13 protein-coding genes are annotated in these 15414 nt (G+C 37.0%); 8 read left to right on the plus strand and 5 right to left on the minus strand.

Annotated features, from left to right (window positions below; all coding sequences use genetic code 11):
- The first annotated feature begins 3 nt into the window (after positions 1 to 3).
- The 5 genes from HH_RS08645 (at position 4) to HH_RS09245 (ending at position 3406) form a co-directional block, all read left to right on the plus strand.
- The gene (locus HH_RS08645) at positions 4 to 807 is read left to right on the plus strand and encodes a hypothetical protein (protein ID WP_041309158.1); all 804 of its coding nucleotides are present in this window, start codon (positions 4 to 6) and stop codon (positions 805 to 807) included.
- Positions 808 to 869: 62 nt separating this feature from the next.
- Positions 870 to 1715 carry a fumarate hydratase gene (locus tag HH_RS08650; RefSeq protein ID WP_011116631.1) on the plus strand — a complete coding sequence of 282 codons (846 nt, stop codon included), beginning with the start codon at positions 870 to 872 and terminating at the stop codon, positions 1713 to 1715.
- Positions 1716 to 1725: 10 nt separating this feature from the next.
- Positions 1726 to 2283, plus strand: a complete 558-nt coding sequence (locus tag HH_RS08655) for a Fe-S-containing hydro-lyase (protein ID WP_011116632.1) — start codon at positions 1726 to 1728, stop codon at positions 2281 to 2283.
- Between the two features lie 407 nt (positions 2284 to 2690).
- Positions 2691 to 3026, plus strand: coding sequence for a hypothetical protein (locus tag HH_RS09240; protein WP_050720617.1), 336 nt, complete (start codon positions 2691 to 2693; stop codon positions 3024 to 3026).
- The gene (locus HH_RS09245; protein ID WP_050720618.1) at positions 3008 to 3406 is read left to right on the plus strand and encodes a hypothetical protein; all 399 of its coding nucleotides are present in this window, start codon (positions 3008 to 3010) and stop codon (positions 3404 to 3406) included. The genes HH_RS09240 and HH_RS09245 overlap by 19 nt, the downstream gene beginning before the upstream one ends.
- On the opposite strand, the gene HH_RS08665 is transcribed toward HH_RS09245, so the two are convergent.
- On the minus strand, positions 3407 to 5308 hold the full coding sequence (locus HH_RS08665; RefSeq protein ID WP_011116634.1) for a motility associated factor glycosyltransferase family protein: 1902 nt from the start codon (positions 5306 to 5308) through the stop codon (positions 3407 to 3409).
- Between the two features lie 31 nt (positions 5309 to 5339).
- Entirely contained in the window at positions 5340 to 6884 is a 1545-nt protein-coding gene (locus tag HH_RS08670; RefSeq protein WP_011116635.1) for a flagellin B, read from the minus strand.
- Positions 6885 to 7046: 162 nt separating this feature from the next.
- Between HH_RS08670 and topA the strand changes: the two genes are divergently transcribed.
- Both topA and HH_RS08680 read left to right on the plus strand, forming a co-directional pair.
- Positions 7047 to 9296 (plus strand): type I DNA topoisomerase, encoded by a 2250-nt coding sequence (topA, locus tag HH_RS08675; RefSeq protein ID WP_011116637.1) that lies wholly within the window; start codon positions 7047 to 7049, stop codon positions 9294 to 9296.
- A 155-nt stretch (positions 9297 to 9451) separates the two neighbouring features.
- Complete coding sequence (locus HH_RS08680) at positions 9452 to 10084, plus strand: outer membrane beta-barrel protein (protein ID WP_050720619.1); 633 nt, start codon at positions 9452 to 9454, stop codon at positions 10082 to 10084.
- Positions 10085 to 10258: 174 nt separating this feature from the next.
- Here HH_RS08680 and HH_RS08685 read toward each other — a convergent pair whose 3' ends face one another.
- The 3 genes from HH_RS08685 to HH_RS08695 are packed head-to-tail and all read right to left on the minus strand — an operon-like array spanning position 10259 to position 13342.
- Complete coding sequence (locus HH_RS08685) at positions 10259 to 10570, minus strand: YbjQ family protein (protein WP_011116639.1); 312 nt, start codon at positions 10568 to 10570, stop codon at positions 10259 to 10261.
- Positions 10571 to 10579: 9 nt separating this feature from the next.
- Positions 10580 to 12325, minus strand: a complete 1746-nt coding sequence (aspS, locus tag HH_RS08690) for an aspartate--tRNA ligase (RefSeq protein WP_011116640.1) — start codon at positions 12323 to 12325, stop codon at positions 10580 to 10582.
- 48 nt (positions 12326 to 12373) lie between these two features.
- Positions 12374 to 13342: a chemotaxis protein gene (locus tag HH_RS08695; protein ID WP_011116641.1), complete on the minus strand. Its 969-nt coding sequence runs from the start codon at positions 13340 to 13342 to the stop codon at positions 12374 to 12376.
- 108 nt (positions 13343 to 13450) lie between these two features.
- On the opposite strand from HH_RS08695, the gene ligA reads away from it, so the two are divergent.
- Positions 13451 to 15409, plus strand: coding sequence for an NAD-dependent DNA ligase LigA (ligA, locus tag HH_RS08700; RefSeq protein WP_193328825.1), 1959 nt, complete (start codon positions 13451 to 13453; stop codon positions 15407 to 15409).
- Positions 15410 to 15414: the final 5 nt, after the last annotated feature.

Below are 15414 nucleotides of genomic sequence, written 5' to 3' on the forward strand. Positions count from 1 at the left end.
TAAATGCTTTATAGAATCTTCGCTCTTTTGTGCCTTACACTTTGCGCACTTAGGGCGGAGTATAGCTGTGATGAATTTAAATGCACAGATTATAAAATCGGGCTTGGTGCATTAGCAGGAGTGCATCATACTTCTTTACACGATATGTCAATGCTTGGCGGGACATTCAATGCTCTTTTCTCTCAATATACTGCAAAATATGGCTTGATATGGAATGCTACATTTGGGTTACTCAATGCAAATGTAAAAAACGCTCAAAATGCTGTGATAGCCTATAATAAGGATAGATTCAATACCTTTGGTGCGCATATAGATAGCACGATATTTTTAAGCAAAAATGTGAAAAATGATGTGCAAAATCCTTTTTTTGTGGGGATTATTCTTGGCGGAAGTGCTTTATTTTTTGATGAAAAATATGGTGTGCCAAATACTGCACTTTTTACATTGGGACTTGGGGTATCTGGCTCTTATCTTTTAGAAAATAATCTCGCCTTAGAGTATGGAATCTCCTATAACTATGGTGTGTATGGACTCTATACTTATCCTGATAGATACACGCCCGATAGGTTTGGTGCTGCTACAAAATGGAGCAAACTAGAGCCAAATAATCACCAAATCCGCGCTTTTGTGGGCTTACACAAAAATAAACTCTATGGGCTGTATAGTAAGCTCACTTTTACCCTCACACATTTAGATTCTGCATCTTCAAGTGTAATAAATCGCTATGGCGTCTCTAGTATCTATCCACAAGCAATGCAAGCAATTTTTGGCTTAGAGTTTGGCTTTGGATTTAATAAATGGCTTTAAGTCTTTTTTACATTATATTAGAGTAGAATGGTGTGTTTTCAAACAAAAATAAGGAGGAAGTAATGAGAGAAGTGCGATATGAAGATATTAAATCTGCTGTTGCTAAACTTGCCATTAATGCGTGTTGTATCCAAACGCCCGATATTAAACGCGCCTTTAGTGCTGCAAAGGGAAGTGAAAAGTCTGCATTAGGACAAAATATCCTAGATACGCTCATTGAAAATGGCAAGATTGCGGAAAGCAATATGATGCCTATCTGCCAAGATACAGGTATGACCGTGGTGTTTGTAGAAATCGGGCAAGATGTGCATATCACAGGAGGCTACCTTGAAGATGCCATTAATGAGGGTATTAAAGAGGGCTATACGAATGGTTATTTGCGTAAATCTGTCGTAGAAGAGCCACTCTATGAGCGCAAAAATACGACAAATAACTCTCCTGCAGTCATTCATACGCGAATAATCAAGGGCGATAAGTTGCATTTAAAAGTTTGCCCTAAAGGCTTTGGGAGCGAGAATAAAAGTGTGCTTAAAATGCTTGTCCCAGCCGATGGCATTGAGGGTGTGAAAAAAGTCTTTACCGAAGCGGTGAAACTCGCAGGTCCCAATGCTTGTCCTCCTATGGTGATTGGCGTAGGTATTGGTGGGACAATGGAAAAAGCAGCAATTTTAGCCAAACAGGCGGCTGTGCGCGAAATAGATTCTAAAAATAAAGACCCACGCTATGCCAAGCTCGAAGAAGAATTGCTTGAAATTGCGAATCAAACAGGCGTAGGACCACAAGGATTAGGTGGCACTACGACTGCGTTTAAAGTCAATGTGGAATGGTATCCTACACACATTGCGGGGCTTCCTGTGGCAGTAAATATCAACTGCCACGCCGCACGACACGCTGATATTGAGCTTTAAGGAGGAAAAAATGGGAGAGCCAAAAAAAATCACTGCACCTATAAGTAAAGAAGTGGCAAAAAGCCTCAAAGCAGGGGAGAGTGTGCTAATCTCTGGCACAATTTTATGCGCTCGTGATGCAGCACATAAAGCTTTAACTGAAGCGTTAGCACGTGGAGAAAAGCTCCCTGTAGATTTGAGCGGTGAGACGATTTATTATCTAGGACCTACTCCTGCAAAGCCGGGCAATGCGATAGGTAGCGCAGGTCCTACGACAAGCGGGAGAATGGATAAATATACGCCGACAATCATTGAGCAAGGCATTCACGGAATGATCGGTAAAGGCTATCGCAGCAAAGAAGTCATAGATTCTATGGTTAAGCACGGCGTTGTATATATGGTGGCTGTGGGTGGTGCGGCAGCACTCATTTCAAAATGTATCACTAAATATGAAGTCTTAGCTTATCCTGAGTTAGGACCTGAAGCGGTTGCACGACTTACAATAGAAAACTTCCCTGCGATTGTGGCTATTGATGCGTCAGGCAATAATTACTACGAAGTTGGACAAGCTCCTTATAAGAAAATTTAGTATTTTGTATCTTAATAGATTCTCAAATCTATTAAGATTTATGTTCAATAACAAACTCCGAAATAAATATAATGTGAATGGGGGAATAATGTTTTTATATCTAGATTAAAGAGAAAGATACGACAGGTATTTGTTCATTTTGATACAACCCAAACAGAAATGCAAATACTAAACTTAAGGCATTTTATCGTGCCAAATCCCAATGCACAAATACAACAGAATCATTTTTTGCTTTTTAACTTTGCAAAACATTTGTCGCAATTTGGCGGGAATAATCTTGGTGATTATATTCAAACTATTGCAACAAAAAATGCCATCACTCATTACTTTCCAAATGCACAATATTCTTTTATAGATAGGGATTCTCTTGTGAGTTATTCTTCGAGGGGGGGGGTTCACTCGTTGTTATGCAGGGTTGGTTTGCACATTCAATTCATTGTATTCCAAATAATGAGACTTTAAGCGTTTTTGTAGGCACACATTTTGCCACTTCATTTCATAAATTTTTGCAATATTTTATCAGTTATTATCCTTGGTATTTTGAAAACAAAGAAATCGGTTGTCGGGATTTATATACATTGGAGTTTTGTCAAAAACTTGGTATAAAATCCTATTTTTCACGTTGTTTGACTCTTACACTTCCTAAACGAGAGGCAAGTGTAGAACAAAATAAGGTTTTTTTGGTTGGTGTTAGTAAGGCGATTTATAAATATATCCCAGGGTTGTGCCTGAAGAGAGGTTAGATTGGCAAAGTAGCTATGAAAGAAGTAAATCTTTGATTGAGACTTATAAAAATCAAGCAAAACTCATCATCACTTGTGCGCTGCATTGTGCCGCTCCTTGTGTAGCTATGGGAATACCCGTGGTTTTAATTGCCTTAGAAGAAGAGAATCTTAATCGTTTTTCTGCTGTGAGCGGGATTTTGAGAATTTGGACGAAAAAAGAGCTAAAAAATGGACAAGTAGATTTTAATCCAAATGTATTAGATATAGAATCTCTCAAGAAAGATATGTTAGAAAATTTGTATTTAAGCATTCAAAAGGCAATGGGTGAGGTAATAGATGAAGTGCGATTAGAACAAATACGACAAAGAATTGCAGAATTTAAAGTGCCTTTTATGTGATTACATCTCCCAAGTTGCAAAAGCTTTTTTAACAACTTCAATCACACTATCCATACCTCCTGCAAGCGAGAAAAGCCAATATTTATGCGCATAAATGAGTTCAGCTTGTTTAATAAGCTTTGCTTCCTCATTGTTAGCTGGCATTACAAGTATGCGAGCGATGTCCATTTCTTGATGAAAAATATAAGATTGAAGTGCGTCCATAAAGCATTCACGGAATCTCCGCTTATCAAAAAGCTCTTTTACTTCTTGGATTCTATTTATACACTTTTGTAATTCTTCACTTTTAAGCTCTTCTAAACGCTTTTCTTTATTGAGAAGCTCAAAACGTTCGGTAAGTGCTGCTACTTCTAAAAATACTTCTTCAACAAATGCTTTATCCTTAAGCCCTAAATCAATCCACTCGCGAGTTTTTTGCTTTATTTTAGCTAGATTTGCTTCATAAGCTTCAGATGTGGGCAAAGTGAGTGTGATAGGGAATTTTTTATGTGAAGTATTAATGAGTTTGATAGCTTCAGGGAAAGGCATTTCTTTTGTCCCGTGTATGCGAGCACCTCCCTCTGTAGCATTGATTACCTCAATAGGATAAGGAGTGTTGGCAATATCGCGTTCATAAAATGTTAAAAATAGCTTCCATATTTTTGTGGATTCTATCATACCGCCGCCACCATATTTTTCTACCATAATTTTTTGTCCCTTTTGTTCCATTTCTTCGGGATTGATTTCGTGTGTGCCATATACGGCGTTTTTAGCGTGAGATGTGCCATCTTCGCCAAATGCTAGGTCTTGTCCAATGATAATACAACGTTTAAAGCGCGAATGCACTACAAGCTCATAAGCCATATTTGCAGCACTCATACCGATGCCCAAATAGCCATATTCTGGAATCTCAAAGTAGTTTGTATATCCAAAAGGACGCAAAGAATATTGCACCACATTACCTTTAAGTGCATTTTTAAGACGATTATGCACAATGGAAGTGATTGCAAATATAACGTCTTTGTGTGCCCATTTAGGAGTGTCTTCATAGAATTTTGCTGTGAGTTCTACACGTTCAAGTGAAAAAACAATATCGGGTTTAATACCCTCTTTTGCAAGGATTGGGAAAGATGCGTCAATACAAAAGATTGTAGCATAATCTTGGATTTGCTTTAAATATGGAATCTGCTTGCTTAAACTTGGACCTGTGGCGACAATAATGGCTGTATCTCTTCCTTTAATTTGTGCGAGTAAATCAAGCAAAGTGGGCGATTTAATTACATCGGGGAGATTTTGTATGTGATGTGAAATGCCAATGATAGAATCTCGGCTGTCATTACCTACGCTAATTACACTATGTTCAATAGAGCGGATAAAAAATTGATTAATTTTGATATAAAGCTCTGAATAAATCTCATAATAGGAATTAAAAAGATGTAAATCATAGACTTTTGAGTAAATTTTTGCATCACGATTACTTGCAAAAAGTATATCAATGCTCGTAGAATCGCAACTTTTAGCGTCAATAAAAATAAGCCGTTTTTCTAAGATTTCTTTAGAAAAATCCATAAAATGTAGCACAATAAAGAGTAATTCTATTTCAGGTTCAAGCACAATGATACGTTTTAAAAAATCATTTTGCAAAAGGACTTTATAAAACACCCCATTGCCTATGCCAAAAAAATACAAATAAGGATAATGTGAATATTTTGCAAATGATTCAATTTTAGCATTTGTTTCTTCAAGCGGGTTACCTTGAAAGAGTGGAGTATTTGAGCGTTTGTCAATAATATTAATATTAAGAGGGTCGTTTCCTTGATAAACTTCAAAGTCCTGGTTAGGTTCAAACTCGTTCAATCTAAGTGCGAGGGCAGGAGAGCGAATTGCCAACGCAGAGAGATTGAGACTAAAAAAATCCTGCATAAAGTGTATTTATAATAGTTATGCTACTTGACTACTGAAGAAGTCTAAGTACATTTTGTTGCACAGCATTAGCTTGTGCCATTGCAAAGTTACCGCTTTGAGCCAAAACATTATGTTTAGAGAATGTTGCAGATTCTGATGCAAAATCCACATCTCTAATATTTGATTCTGCAGCTTTAACATTAACTTGTGTAACAGAGACGTTGTTAATAGTTGAAACAAGTTGAATCTGTGCTGAACCAATATCTGCACGGAGTTTATCAAGCTGGGCACGTGCAGATTCTGCCATATCCATAACTACCATTGCACCTTTAAGGCTTGTAACCCCAGCTCCGATACCATCAAAATGGAGATTAGCTTGAGCGACATTCGCATTTGCTCCACAAGCTGAAGCGACATTTGCATCCATTTCTCCACGTATATAGCGGAGATTTGCGGTAAATTCGGCAATACCTTGCGCAGAATGGAATCCTATATGGCTATAATTTACTCCGCTCACAATAATATCTCTTGCATCTGTTCTAATAAGCGTTAAGCGCCCAACAATAGCGTGATCTGTTCCAGAGATACCAGCGAAATTTCCTCCACCAAATATTTTTCCACTATCGCCTTGAGTGCGGATACAAATCGCTCGCCCATCAAGGCTACGCACATTCATACGCCCTGTAATATCAGTAAAAGCTTCACAACCCGTGCGTTCTTTAATAGAATTAATGGCATTAAGTAAGCGTCCATCAGAATCATTTTTGCGAATATCGTGAATATTTCCGATTGTTACACCATTGATAACTAGCTCACGAATAGTGCCAGAGAGCACAGGCACATCACCTGTTGCCATTACGTTCCACGCAGCACGCACACCTAGTGTATCAGAATATTTATTGATAACTTCAGTTAAAACACCTATACCTGTTCCTGCAGATGTAGAAATTTTAACGGTTTCAGTTTCAAAATCGTGCTTTCCATCAACTTGGCGGAACTTTAACATTACTTCAGTAAGATTTGATGCTGCACCAGAAGCAAGCATACCAATCCCTCCAAATGATCCACTTTCTAAGCGCACGTGTCCAATTTTATCTGAACTTGTAGGACCGATAGAGGCTTTAACAGTTGTATTTGAATATGCACCAATTTGAAACTCTTTATTTGAAAATGCACCAGAGAGCATTTGTTGCCCGTTATAGCTTGTAGTATTTGCAATATTATCAAGCTCCTCTAAAAGGCGAATAATATCACTTTGAAGCGCTTTTCTTGTTTCGTTACTTTGTCCATCTTGTGCTGCTTGAATAGCTTTGGTTTTAATGGTATCTAGAATCTTTAGCTGCTCGTCCATTGCTTTATCTGCAACTTGTATCATACCGATAGCATCATTTGCATTTCGGACTGCTTGTCCTAAGCTTTCACTTTGACTTCTTAAGCTATCAGCAATCGCCATACCTGAAGCATCATCAGCTGCTTTATTTAAGCGTAAGCCAGAACTTAACTTCTCAAGTGAGTTATGCAGACTTCTATTGTTTTGCACACCGATAGTGTGAGCAGTAAGGGCGGAGATGTTTGTGTTTATCCTAAAACTCATTTTGCATCCTTTGCTAAACTTTTTTTCATTTGTGCCGATTAAGCAAAAGATGTTCCATATTTTTTATGTTAAAAAACATAAAATGTGAAATTCTAATGAGAATCTGTGCTAAAATCCGTTTTTTATTTCTCATAGAAATTAGGCATTAGGGGAATTTAAGCTATGAAAGATTTAATCATTGTAGAATCGCCCGCCAAAGCAAGGACGATTAAAAATTTTTTAGGGAGTAAATATGAGGTTATAGCCTCTAAAGGTCATATCCGAGACTTGCCAAAATATACTTTTGGCATTGATATAAAGGATAAAACATTCCACCCACAATACACTATCAGTAAAGACCATATGGAGATTGTTGAGAAAATTAAGGTTGCTAGCAAAAAAGCAAAGGTAACTTATATTGCAACAGATGAGGATAGAGAGGGGGAGGCTATCGGTTTTCATATTACTCAAGCTCTAAATCTCCCTTATGAAAAAATCCCACGCATTGTGTTTCACGAGATTACAAAAAATGCTATTACGCACTCATTGCAAAATCCGCGTCAAATTGATATGGCAAAGGTAAATGCTCAACAAGCACGGCGGTTGCTTGATAGGATTGTTGGTTTTAAACTTTCCGAACTTATTTCTTCCAAGATTCAGCGTGGATTATCAGCAGGACGTGTGCAAAGTTCTGCGCTTAAGATTATTGTGGATAGGGAACGAGAGATACGCGCCTTTAAGCCGACAATTTATTTTTTAATTAATGCAGTTTTTAATATGAAACCTAAGAGTAAGCAAAAAAACCAAGATAATGGTCAAAATAATATAGAAGCCGAACTCATCACTTATGACAAAAAGCTTGAAAAGCTCTCTTTGCAAAATTTTGAGGCGGTAGAGGCGATGTTGGAGCATATCCAAAAGCAGCAATTTTTTATTAAAGAAATTATCACAAAAAGTAAGAAAATATCAACACCTCCACCATTTATGACTTCTACATTACAACAAAGTGCCTCAAGTTTATTAGGATTTTCTCCCTCACGGACGATGAGTATTGCACAACGACTTTATGAAGGTGTGGAAACGAATTTTGGAAGTATGGGGGTAATTACCTATATGAGGACAGATAGTCTTAATATTGCCAAAGAAGCGCAAAAAGCCGCAAGAGAAATGATTATAAAAACTTATGGCAAAGAATATGTTCCTGCTAAAACCAAAAATTACGCTACCAAATCCAAAGCTGCACAAGAAGCTCACGAAGCGATACGACCAACCAATCTTGATTTTACTCCAGAAATCGCAAAATCTTATCTTAAGCCAGAAGAGCATAAGCTTTATGCACTTATTTATTATCGTTTTTTGGCTTCACAAAGTCAAGATGCGCTTTTTGAGATACAAAATATTATTTTTACACCTCATAATCAAACACATTTGATTGAATTTAAAGCAAGTGGGCGCAAACTTGTTTATGATGGATTCTATAAGATTATGGGAAATGATGACAAAGATAAGCTTTTGCCCGAATGCAAAGAGGGCGAAGATGTGTTATTAAATAATATAGAATCTGTTCAAAAATCCACCGAAGCTCCGTCGCGTTATTCTGAAGCAAGCATTATTAAAAGTATGGAATCACTTGGTATTGGTCGTCCCTCCACTTATGCACCAACTATTGCATTGCTTGTGGCACGAGAATATGTGAATATAGAAAAAAAGCAGCTTGTGCCGCAAGAAAGTGCATTTAAGGTGATAGAAATGTTGGAATCTTATTTTGATGAGATTGTAGATACCCATTTTACCGCCGGATTAGAAGATAAGCTTGATGAAATCGCTCAAGCAAAAATGAATTGGGAATCTGTGCTGTGGGAGTTTTATCAGCCATTTATGCAAAAGATAGAATCTGGCAAAAAAGTGATTGTCTCACAAAAAGTTGCTATTCCTACAGGAGAGATGTGTCCAAAATGTGGGAAAGAGCTTGTGCAACGCAAGAGCAAATATGGTGAATTTATCGCGTGTAGCGGTTATCCCAAATGTAAATATATTAAACCTACACAACAAGATTCTCAATCGCAATCCCAAGAATATGGTGTATGTGAAAAATGTGGCGAACCTATGATAAAAAAGTTTGGTCGTAATGGTGAATTTATCGCGTGTAGCGGTTATCCCAAATGTAAAAATACAAAATCTCTCACAGACAAAGCACAGGCTCATAGTGTTGAAGGTGTGGTTTGTCCAGAATGCGAAGGAGAGATTGTAAAAAGATTTAGCCGCAGGGGAGCGTTTTATGGCTGCAAGAACTATCCAAAATGCACTTTTATCTCAAAATTTGAGCCTATCAAAGAGAAATGTCCGCAATGTGGCGGAATAAGCGTAGAGCGTGAATATCGCAAAAAACAAGTGCGCGAATGTCTCAAATGCAAGCATAGAATAGAAATATAAAAATTATCAAATAATGTTACTTTTTCTCTAAAAAAATAGATAAACCTCAAAAAACCTTTTGCTTTTAAGCAAAATCGGGGGGGGGGGGGGGTAGAATAGCGCTTATGCATTTGTAAAATAAAAATGCAAATTTAATCAATAAGGGTGGTTTGACAATGAAAACAAAAAAATTGTTTGCAAGGTTGGCTGTAATTTTATTTTTTGTGGCTTCGCCGCTTGTGGCTGAAGAGAGTGGTGTGTTTGGAGGTAATGCCGTAGGTTATGGAACTCCTCATATTAAAATTTTAAATGCTAGTGGAGACACTATTAGTAAGAAAGATTATAATGGCATAACCTTTGCATTTATTGCTGGTTATAAGCAATTCTTTACTCCTAACTTTGGATTGCGCTACTATATAAATGTAAATACAATTGGAAAAGATGTGGGTCAAAAATTTAGAGGAACTCTAATGGATTATGGAGTAAATATTGATATGCTCTATAATTTTATCGCTCGCCCTAATGCAAACCTTGGTTTTTTCTTAGGAGCTGGAGCAGGTGCAAATACTTGGGGTAAAGATATTGGTAAGGATATTGCAGATTCAAAAAATGTTAAAAAAACTGCTTTTAGTGCAGGTTTAAATTTTGGTTTGCGTAGTGTGTTTGCTAAGCATTATGGGCTAGAAATTGCTGCTCGCGTGCCATTTACAAAAACTACTATTTTTGATGGAGACAATGGGGGCCAAAAGATAAAAATGACAGGTTCATATGATTATAATGTTGAGCTGCGTTATATTTTTAATTTCTAAAATCTTTTAGATTCACGATTGCAGTAAATATATTTACTGCAAAACTCAAATTTAAGAATCTCCTTAATTGCTCGTCCAATCAATGCTGTGATGTCGTGCTCAAAAAGTGGTGTGTGCGTTATGAAAAAACGATGCCATTACAAAGACACAAGCAAAAATTACATATTTCATCAATTAGGATAAGATTTTCACTGCAGTCCCATATACAAGCACTTCTGAAGTATTAGACATAAGCGATGAAGTGACATAAGAAATACCAATAATGCCATTTGCTCCAAGAGCGTGGGCTTCTTCTATCATACGATCGGTAGCGATATTTCGCGCGTCATTAAGCATTTCGGTATAGCCTTTAATTTCTCCACCAACAATACCTTTAAGCCCTGCCATAATATCACGTCCTATGTGTTTTGATTGCACCATTGAGCCTTTGACAAGCCCTAAGACTTCATAACTTTGTGGTATATAAGCAACACTATAAAGTTTCATATTGCCTCCTTATTTTAGTTCATTTTTTACGCGGATATGAAGTTCTTTAAGCTGTTCATCATTAACTTTGCTTGGGGCAAGAGTAAGCGGGCAAGTTGCTCTTTGTGTCTTAGGAAAGGCAATGACATCACGGATACTTTGAGATTTACTTAAAAGCATAATCAATCTATCAAATCCAATAGCAATTCCTCCGTGTGGAGGTGCACCAAAGCTTAATGCTTCAAGTAAAAAGCCAAATTTATCCTCTGCTTCTTGTGTGCTAATGCCAAGTAATTCAAACACACGCTTTTGTATAGAATCTTTATGGATTCTAATGCTTCCCCCACCAAGTTCAATGCCATTGAGCACCACATCATAAGCCACAGAGGTAATCTCCTCAATATCTTCTTTATCCAAATCATTTGGCATTGTAAAAGGGTGATGTAGGGCTTTTGTTTTACCCTCATCTTTTTCAAACATAGGAAAATCCACCACCCATAAGAATTTATATTCATTTTCATTAATAAGCTTCATATCTTCAGCAACTTTAAGACGCAACCTTCCCATATAATCCCATACTATTTTTTTAGCTCCTGCGCCAAAGAAAATAATATCTCCAACCTCTGCTTTTACGCGCGATACAAGCTCATTGAGTGCAGATTCAGAGATAAATTTTACTAAAGGACCTTTGAGTTCATTTTCTTTTATTTGAATATAGGCTAGCCCTTTTGCACCAAACTTACGCACGAAATCTTCTGCTTCACCTAGAGTCTTGCGTGAAAAAAATGTATCTCCACCTTTGACACATAGAGCTTTAATGCGATTGTTTTTAGAATCTTGTGCGATATTTTTAAAAATTGCATTGCTTGAATCTACAAATAAATCTCCCACTTCTACAAGCGGCATACAAAAGCGTAAATCGGGCTTGTCGCTTCCATAAGATTCCATAGCTTGTGCATAAGGTAGACGCATAAAAGGTATTTCAATCTCCGTGCCACACGCACTAAAAATATCTTTAAGTAGATTCTCTGCTACACTAATAATATCCTCTTGCTCACAAAAACTCATTTCAATGTCAATTTGCGTAAATTCTGGCTGCCTATCAGCACGCAAATCTTCATCGCGAAAGCATTTAGCGATTTGAAAATATTTATCAAATCCGCTCATCATAAGGAGTTGTTTAAAAAGCTGTGGGCTTTGGGGCAGGGCATAAAACTCACCTTGATGCACACGTGAGGGCACAAGATAATCCCTTGCCCCTTCAGGTGTGGCTTTTGTAAGTATAGGCGTTTCTACTTCTAAAAAGCCCATTTTTTGCAAACTATTACGTGTAGCAATAGCTGCATCAGAGCGGATTTTGAATATATTATATGCTTTAGGAGAGCGCAAATCCAAATAACGATATTTAAGTCGTAACTCCTCATTTACGCTTTCATCACCAATGGCAATGGGAGGTGTGGGCGATTTATTTTCAATAATAAGTGAGTTTAGCACAATTTCTATCATACCTGTTTTAAGTTTAGGATTCTCTAGTCCTGCACCTCTTGCCCTTACTTTACCTTTTGCAACGAGTACATATTCATCGCGCACACTTGAAGCGATAGCGTGAGCTTGAGTGCTTGGGTCGCATACAAGTTGGACAATACCACTTTTATCGCGCAAATCAATAAAAACTACACCTCCGTGGTCTCTGTAAGTATTGCACCAGCCGCAAACTTGCACTTCTGTGCCAATATGCTCCTCTCCTAATTCCGCACATAAATGAGTTCTTAACATTGCTAGCCTTTTAGAGTAAAATAAACATATTCATATTCATATAGAGAATTAAAAATTCATTTCTTCAAGTATCTGGCGTAAAGATTGTTCAATTTCAGTAGGATTTGATTTACTAATAAATCCATCAGCTTTCAGTCGTTCTGCCATTTGGTAATTACTATCGCTACTCATTGATGAGTTAATAATAACGGGAATATGACAAGTTGCAGGTGTTTCTTTAATACGTTTAAGCACTTCAAAGCCTGAAACAACAGGCATTTCTAAATCTGTGATAATCACCCCAATATTTGCGGCTACACCTGGATTATGGAGATAATCAAGTAATGCCTTGCCATTAGGGAAAGTAAAATACTTAAGACCGAGTTTTTCTATGATTTGTTGTAATGATTTGGCTGCTGGTTTAGAATCTTCAGCAAGAAGCACAATTTTATCACTTTCAATATTTTTTATATCATTGAGTTCAAGTTCATTTGCAGCGTTTCCACCCGGGAAAGCCTCTGTGAGCATACGTTCTACATCAAGAATTTGAATCACTGAACCATCATCGTATTTTGTCGTAGCAGTGATTTTTGATTCGCCATCTACACCATATTCTGGTCCAACGCTCACGTCATTCCAATTTTTATGGATAATGCGCTTTACACCCATAATTTTAAGCCCAACGGTATGATTAGAAAAGCTACATATAATCACGAGATTCTTATCTGTATTGAGTGAATATTCTCGCAAATCTCTATTAGGGCATTCCTTGCTATAATAGAGCCAACGTCTCATATCTACAAGAGGAATTGTTTCATCACGCACCGTAAGATAACCCAATACAATACCACTATTGTCTCCCGCAGTTTCAGTAAGGTCATCATTATAGTATATAATTTCACGTATTTTAAATACATTCATTGCATAAAGCTGATTTGAGCCATCACTTTCTTCTTCAAGTGTAAAGCATAAAAACTGCACTTCATTATTAAGATGCAAAGAAGTTGTTTTATCAATCAAAGATTGCTTTTGTGTCAAAGTCAGCCTCCAAAATAAGAAGAAATACAGAAATGTCGCTTAAATAATGGTATGATTCTATCATAAAATACATAATATAAGCACTTAAACTTCAAATTTTAAAGGTAAATCGTTATGACAAGTCAAGAATATTACACACAAGTGCAGATTCTCAAAAAGATGGCATATCACTATTATGTGCTTGATGAACCTATTGCAACTGATGAGCAATATGATAGCCTCTATCATCAGATAGTACGTTTTGAAGAAGAAAATCCTCATCTTATTGATGCAAGTTCGCCAACACAACGTGTAGGTGATGTGCCCTTAGAATCTTTTAGTAAAAATACGCATTTGGAGCGTATGTGGAGTCTAGAAGATGTTTTTAATTATGATGAACTAGTAGAATGGGTGCAAAGAATCTATAAAAGCTACCCTCAAGCTACTTTTACTTGCTCACCTAAATTTGATGGCGCAAGTCTCAATCTCCTTTATCAAGAAGGCAAGCTAGTGAGTGCTACGACACGAGGAGATGGTGTTATTGGGGAGCTTGTAACGCATAATGCAAAGACGATTCAGAGTATTCCTCTTGAAATTAATTATAAAGAGGAAATTGAGATACGCGGTGAAGTAGTCATAGCCAAAGAGGATTTTGAATATATCAATCAAGATCGTTTAAGCGAAAACTTAAGCCTTTTTGCAAATCCTCGTAATGCAGCAGCAGGGAGTTTGAGACAGCTTGATGCAAAAATTACTGCTAAACGCAAACTTCGTTTTATGCCTTGGGGCATTGGGGCAGGTTTGATACGATTTGAGAGCTTTTATGAAGCTTTTAATACAATTACACGACTTGGTTTTGCTCCTGTGCCTTTTTTGAGTTATTGCGAGAGTATAGAATCCATACAAAATGCTTATAATGTGCTTTTTTCTCAACGCAATAATTATCCCATAATGCTTGATGGTATGGTGATTATGCTTGATAAAATTGCCTCTCAACAACAACTTGGTTGGACGATTAAATCTCCTCGTTTTGCTTGTGCTTATAAGTTTCCCGCAGTGGAAAAGAGCTCCAAGATTCTATCTGTAAGCCTACAAGTTGGACGCACAGGTATTATTACACCTGTGGCAGAACTAAAGCCTGTGGAGATTGAGGGAGCGATGATTTCACGTGCAACTTTACACAACTTTAGTGAAATTGAGCGCAAAGATATTCGTTTGGGCGATGAAGTGATTATTATTCGGAGTGGAGATGTGATTCCTAAAATCATTAAACCGCTTGTGGCTTTGCGTGATGGTACTCAAAAAGTTATTTCTAAACCTACGCATTGTCCAGTCTGTGGAGAAGAACTTTTACTTGAAGATATATTCATCAAATGTCAGAATCTAAGCTGTGAAGCGCGTGTAATAGAATCCATTATCCATTTTGCCTCAAAAAAAGCGCTTAATATTGATGGTTTAGGTGAAAAAATCGTAATACAACTCTATGAAAATGCCTTTGTAAGAAATATTAAAGATATTTATGCTTTAAGCATACAACAATTGCTCACACTTGAAGGGTGGCAAGAAAAGAGGGCAAATAATCTTATTTATGCTATACAAAATACTATAGGTGTAGAGTTATGGCGTTTTATTAATGCACTTGGCATTGAACATATTGGTGAAGGCGCAAGTAAAAAGCTTGCTCAAAAATTTGGATTAAATGTGTTTGAACTTGAACTTTCAGAAATATTGAGCGTTGATGGATTTGGGGAGGAAATGGCATATTCGCTTGTGGAATTTAATCACGCTAACAAAACGCTTATTGCTGAGCTGCTTTGTATTATCAAGCCTAAAGTAGAGTTATTAGAAATTGATAACAATAATGTTTTCTTCAATAAAACTATTGTGCTTACAGGCACACTAAGTCAGCCAAGAGATAGAATTATTAAACTTTTAGAATCTAAGGGTGCAAAAATAAGCTCAAGTGTAAGTAAAAAAACCGATTTTGTTATTTATGGAGAAAAGGCAGGGAGCAAGCTAGAAAAAGCACAATCTTTAAATATTACCACATTAAACGAAGAAGAATTTCTTGCACAAATCAATAAGTGAAAGAA

Source organism: Helicobacter hepaticus ATCC 51449 (assembly GCF_000007905.1).
GTDB classification, from domain to species: Bacteria; Campylobacterota; Campylobacteria; order Campylobacterales; family Helicobacteraceae; genus Helicobacter_C; species Helicobacter_C hepaticus.

Excerpts from the sequence above, each read along its gene's own strand:
- topA (WP_011116637.1), top strand. The coding sequence starts at position 7,047 with ATGAAAGATTTAATCATTGTAGAATCGCCCGCCAAAGCAAGGACGATT.
- HH_RS08655 (WP_011116632.1), top strand. The coding sequence starts at position 1,726 with ATGGGAGAGCCAAAAAAAATCACTGCACCTATAAGTAAAGAAGTGGCA.
- HH_RS08665 (WP_011116634.1), bottom strand. The coding sequence starts at position 5,308 with ATGCAGGATTTTTTTAGTCTCAATCTCTCTGCGTTGGCAATTCGCTCT.
- HH_RS08680 (WP_050720619.1), top strand. The coding sequence starts at position 9,452 with ATGAAAACAAAAAAATTGTTTGCAAGGTTGGCTGTAATTTTATTTTTT.
- HH_RS08685 (WP_011116639.1), bottom strand. The coding sequence starts at position 10,570 with ATGAAACTTTATAGTGTTGCTTATATACCACAAAGTTATGAAGTCTTA.
- HH_RS08645 (WP_041309158.1), top strand. The coding sequence starts at position 4 with ATGCTTTATAGAATCTTCGCTCTTTTGTGCCTTACACTTTGCGCACTT.
- HH_RS08650 (WP_011116631.1), top strand. The coding sequence starts at position 870 with ATGAGAGAAGTGCGATATGAAGATATTAAATCTGCTGTTGCTAAACTT.
- HH_RS08670 (WP_011116635.1), bottom strand. The coding sequence starts at position 6,884 with ATGAGTTTTAGGATAAACACAAACATCTCCGCCCTTACTGCTCACACT.
- aspS (WP_011116640.1), bottom strand. The coding sequence starts at position 12,325 with ATGTTAAGAACTCATTTATGTGCGGAATTAGGAGAGGAGCATATTGGC.
- HH_RS09240 (WP_050720617.1), top strand. The coding sequence starts at position 2,691 with ATGCAGGGTTGGTTTGCACATTCAATTCATTGTATTCCAAATAATGAG.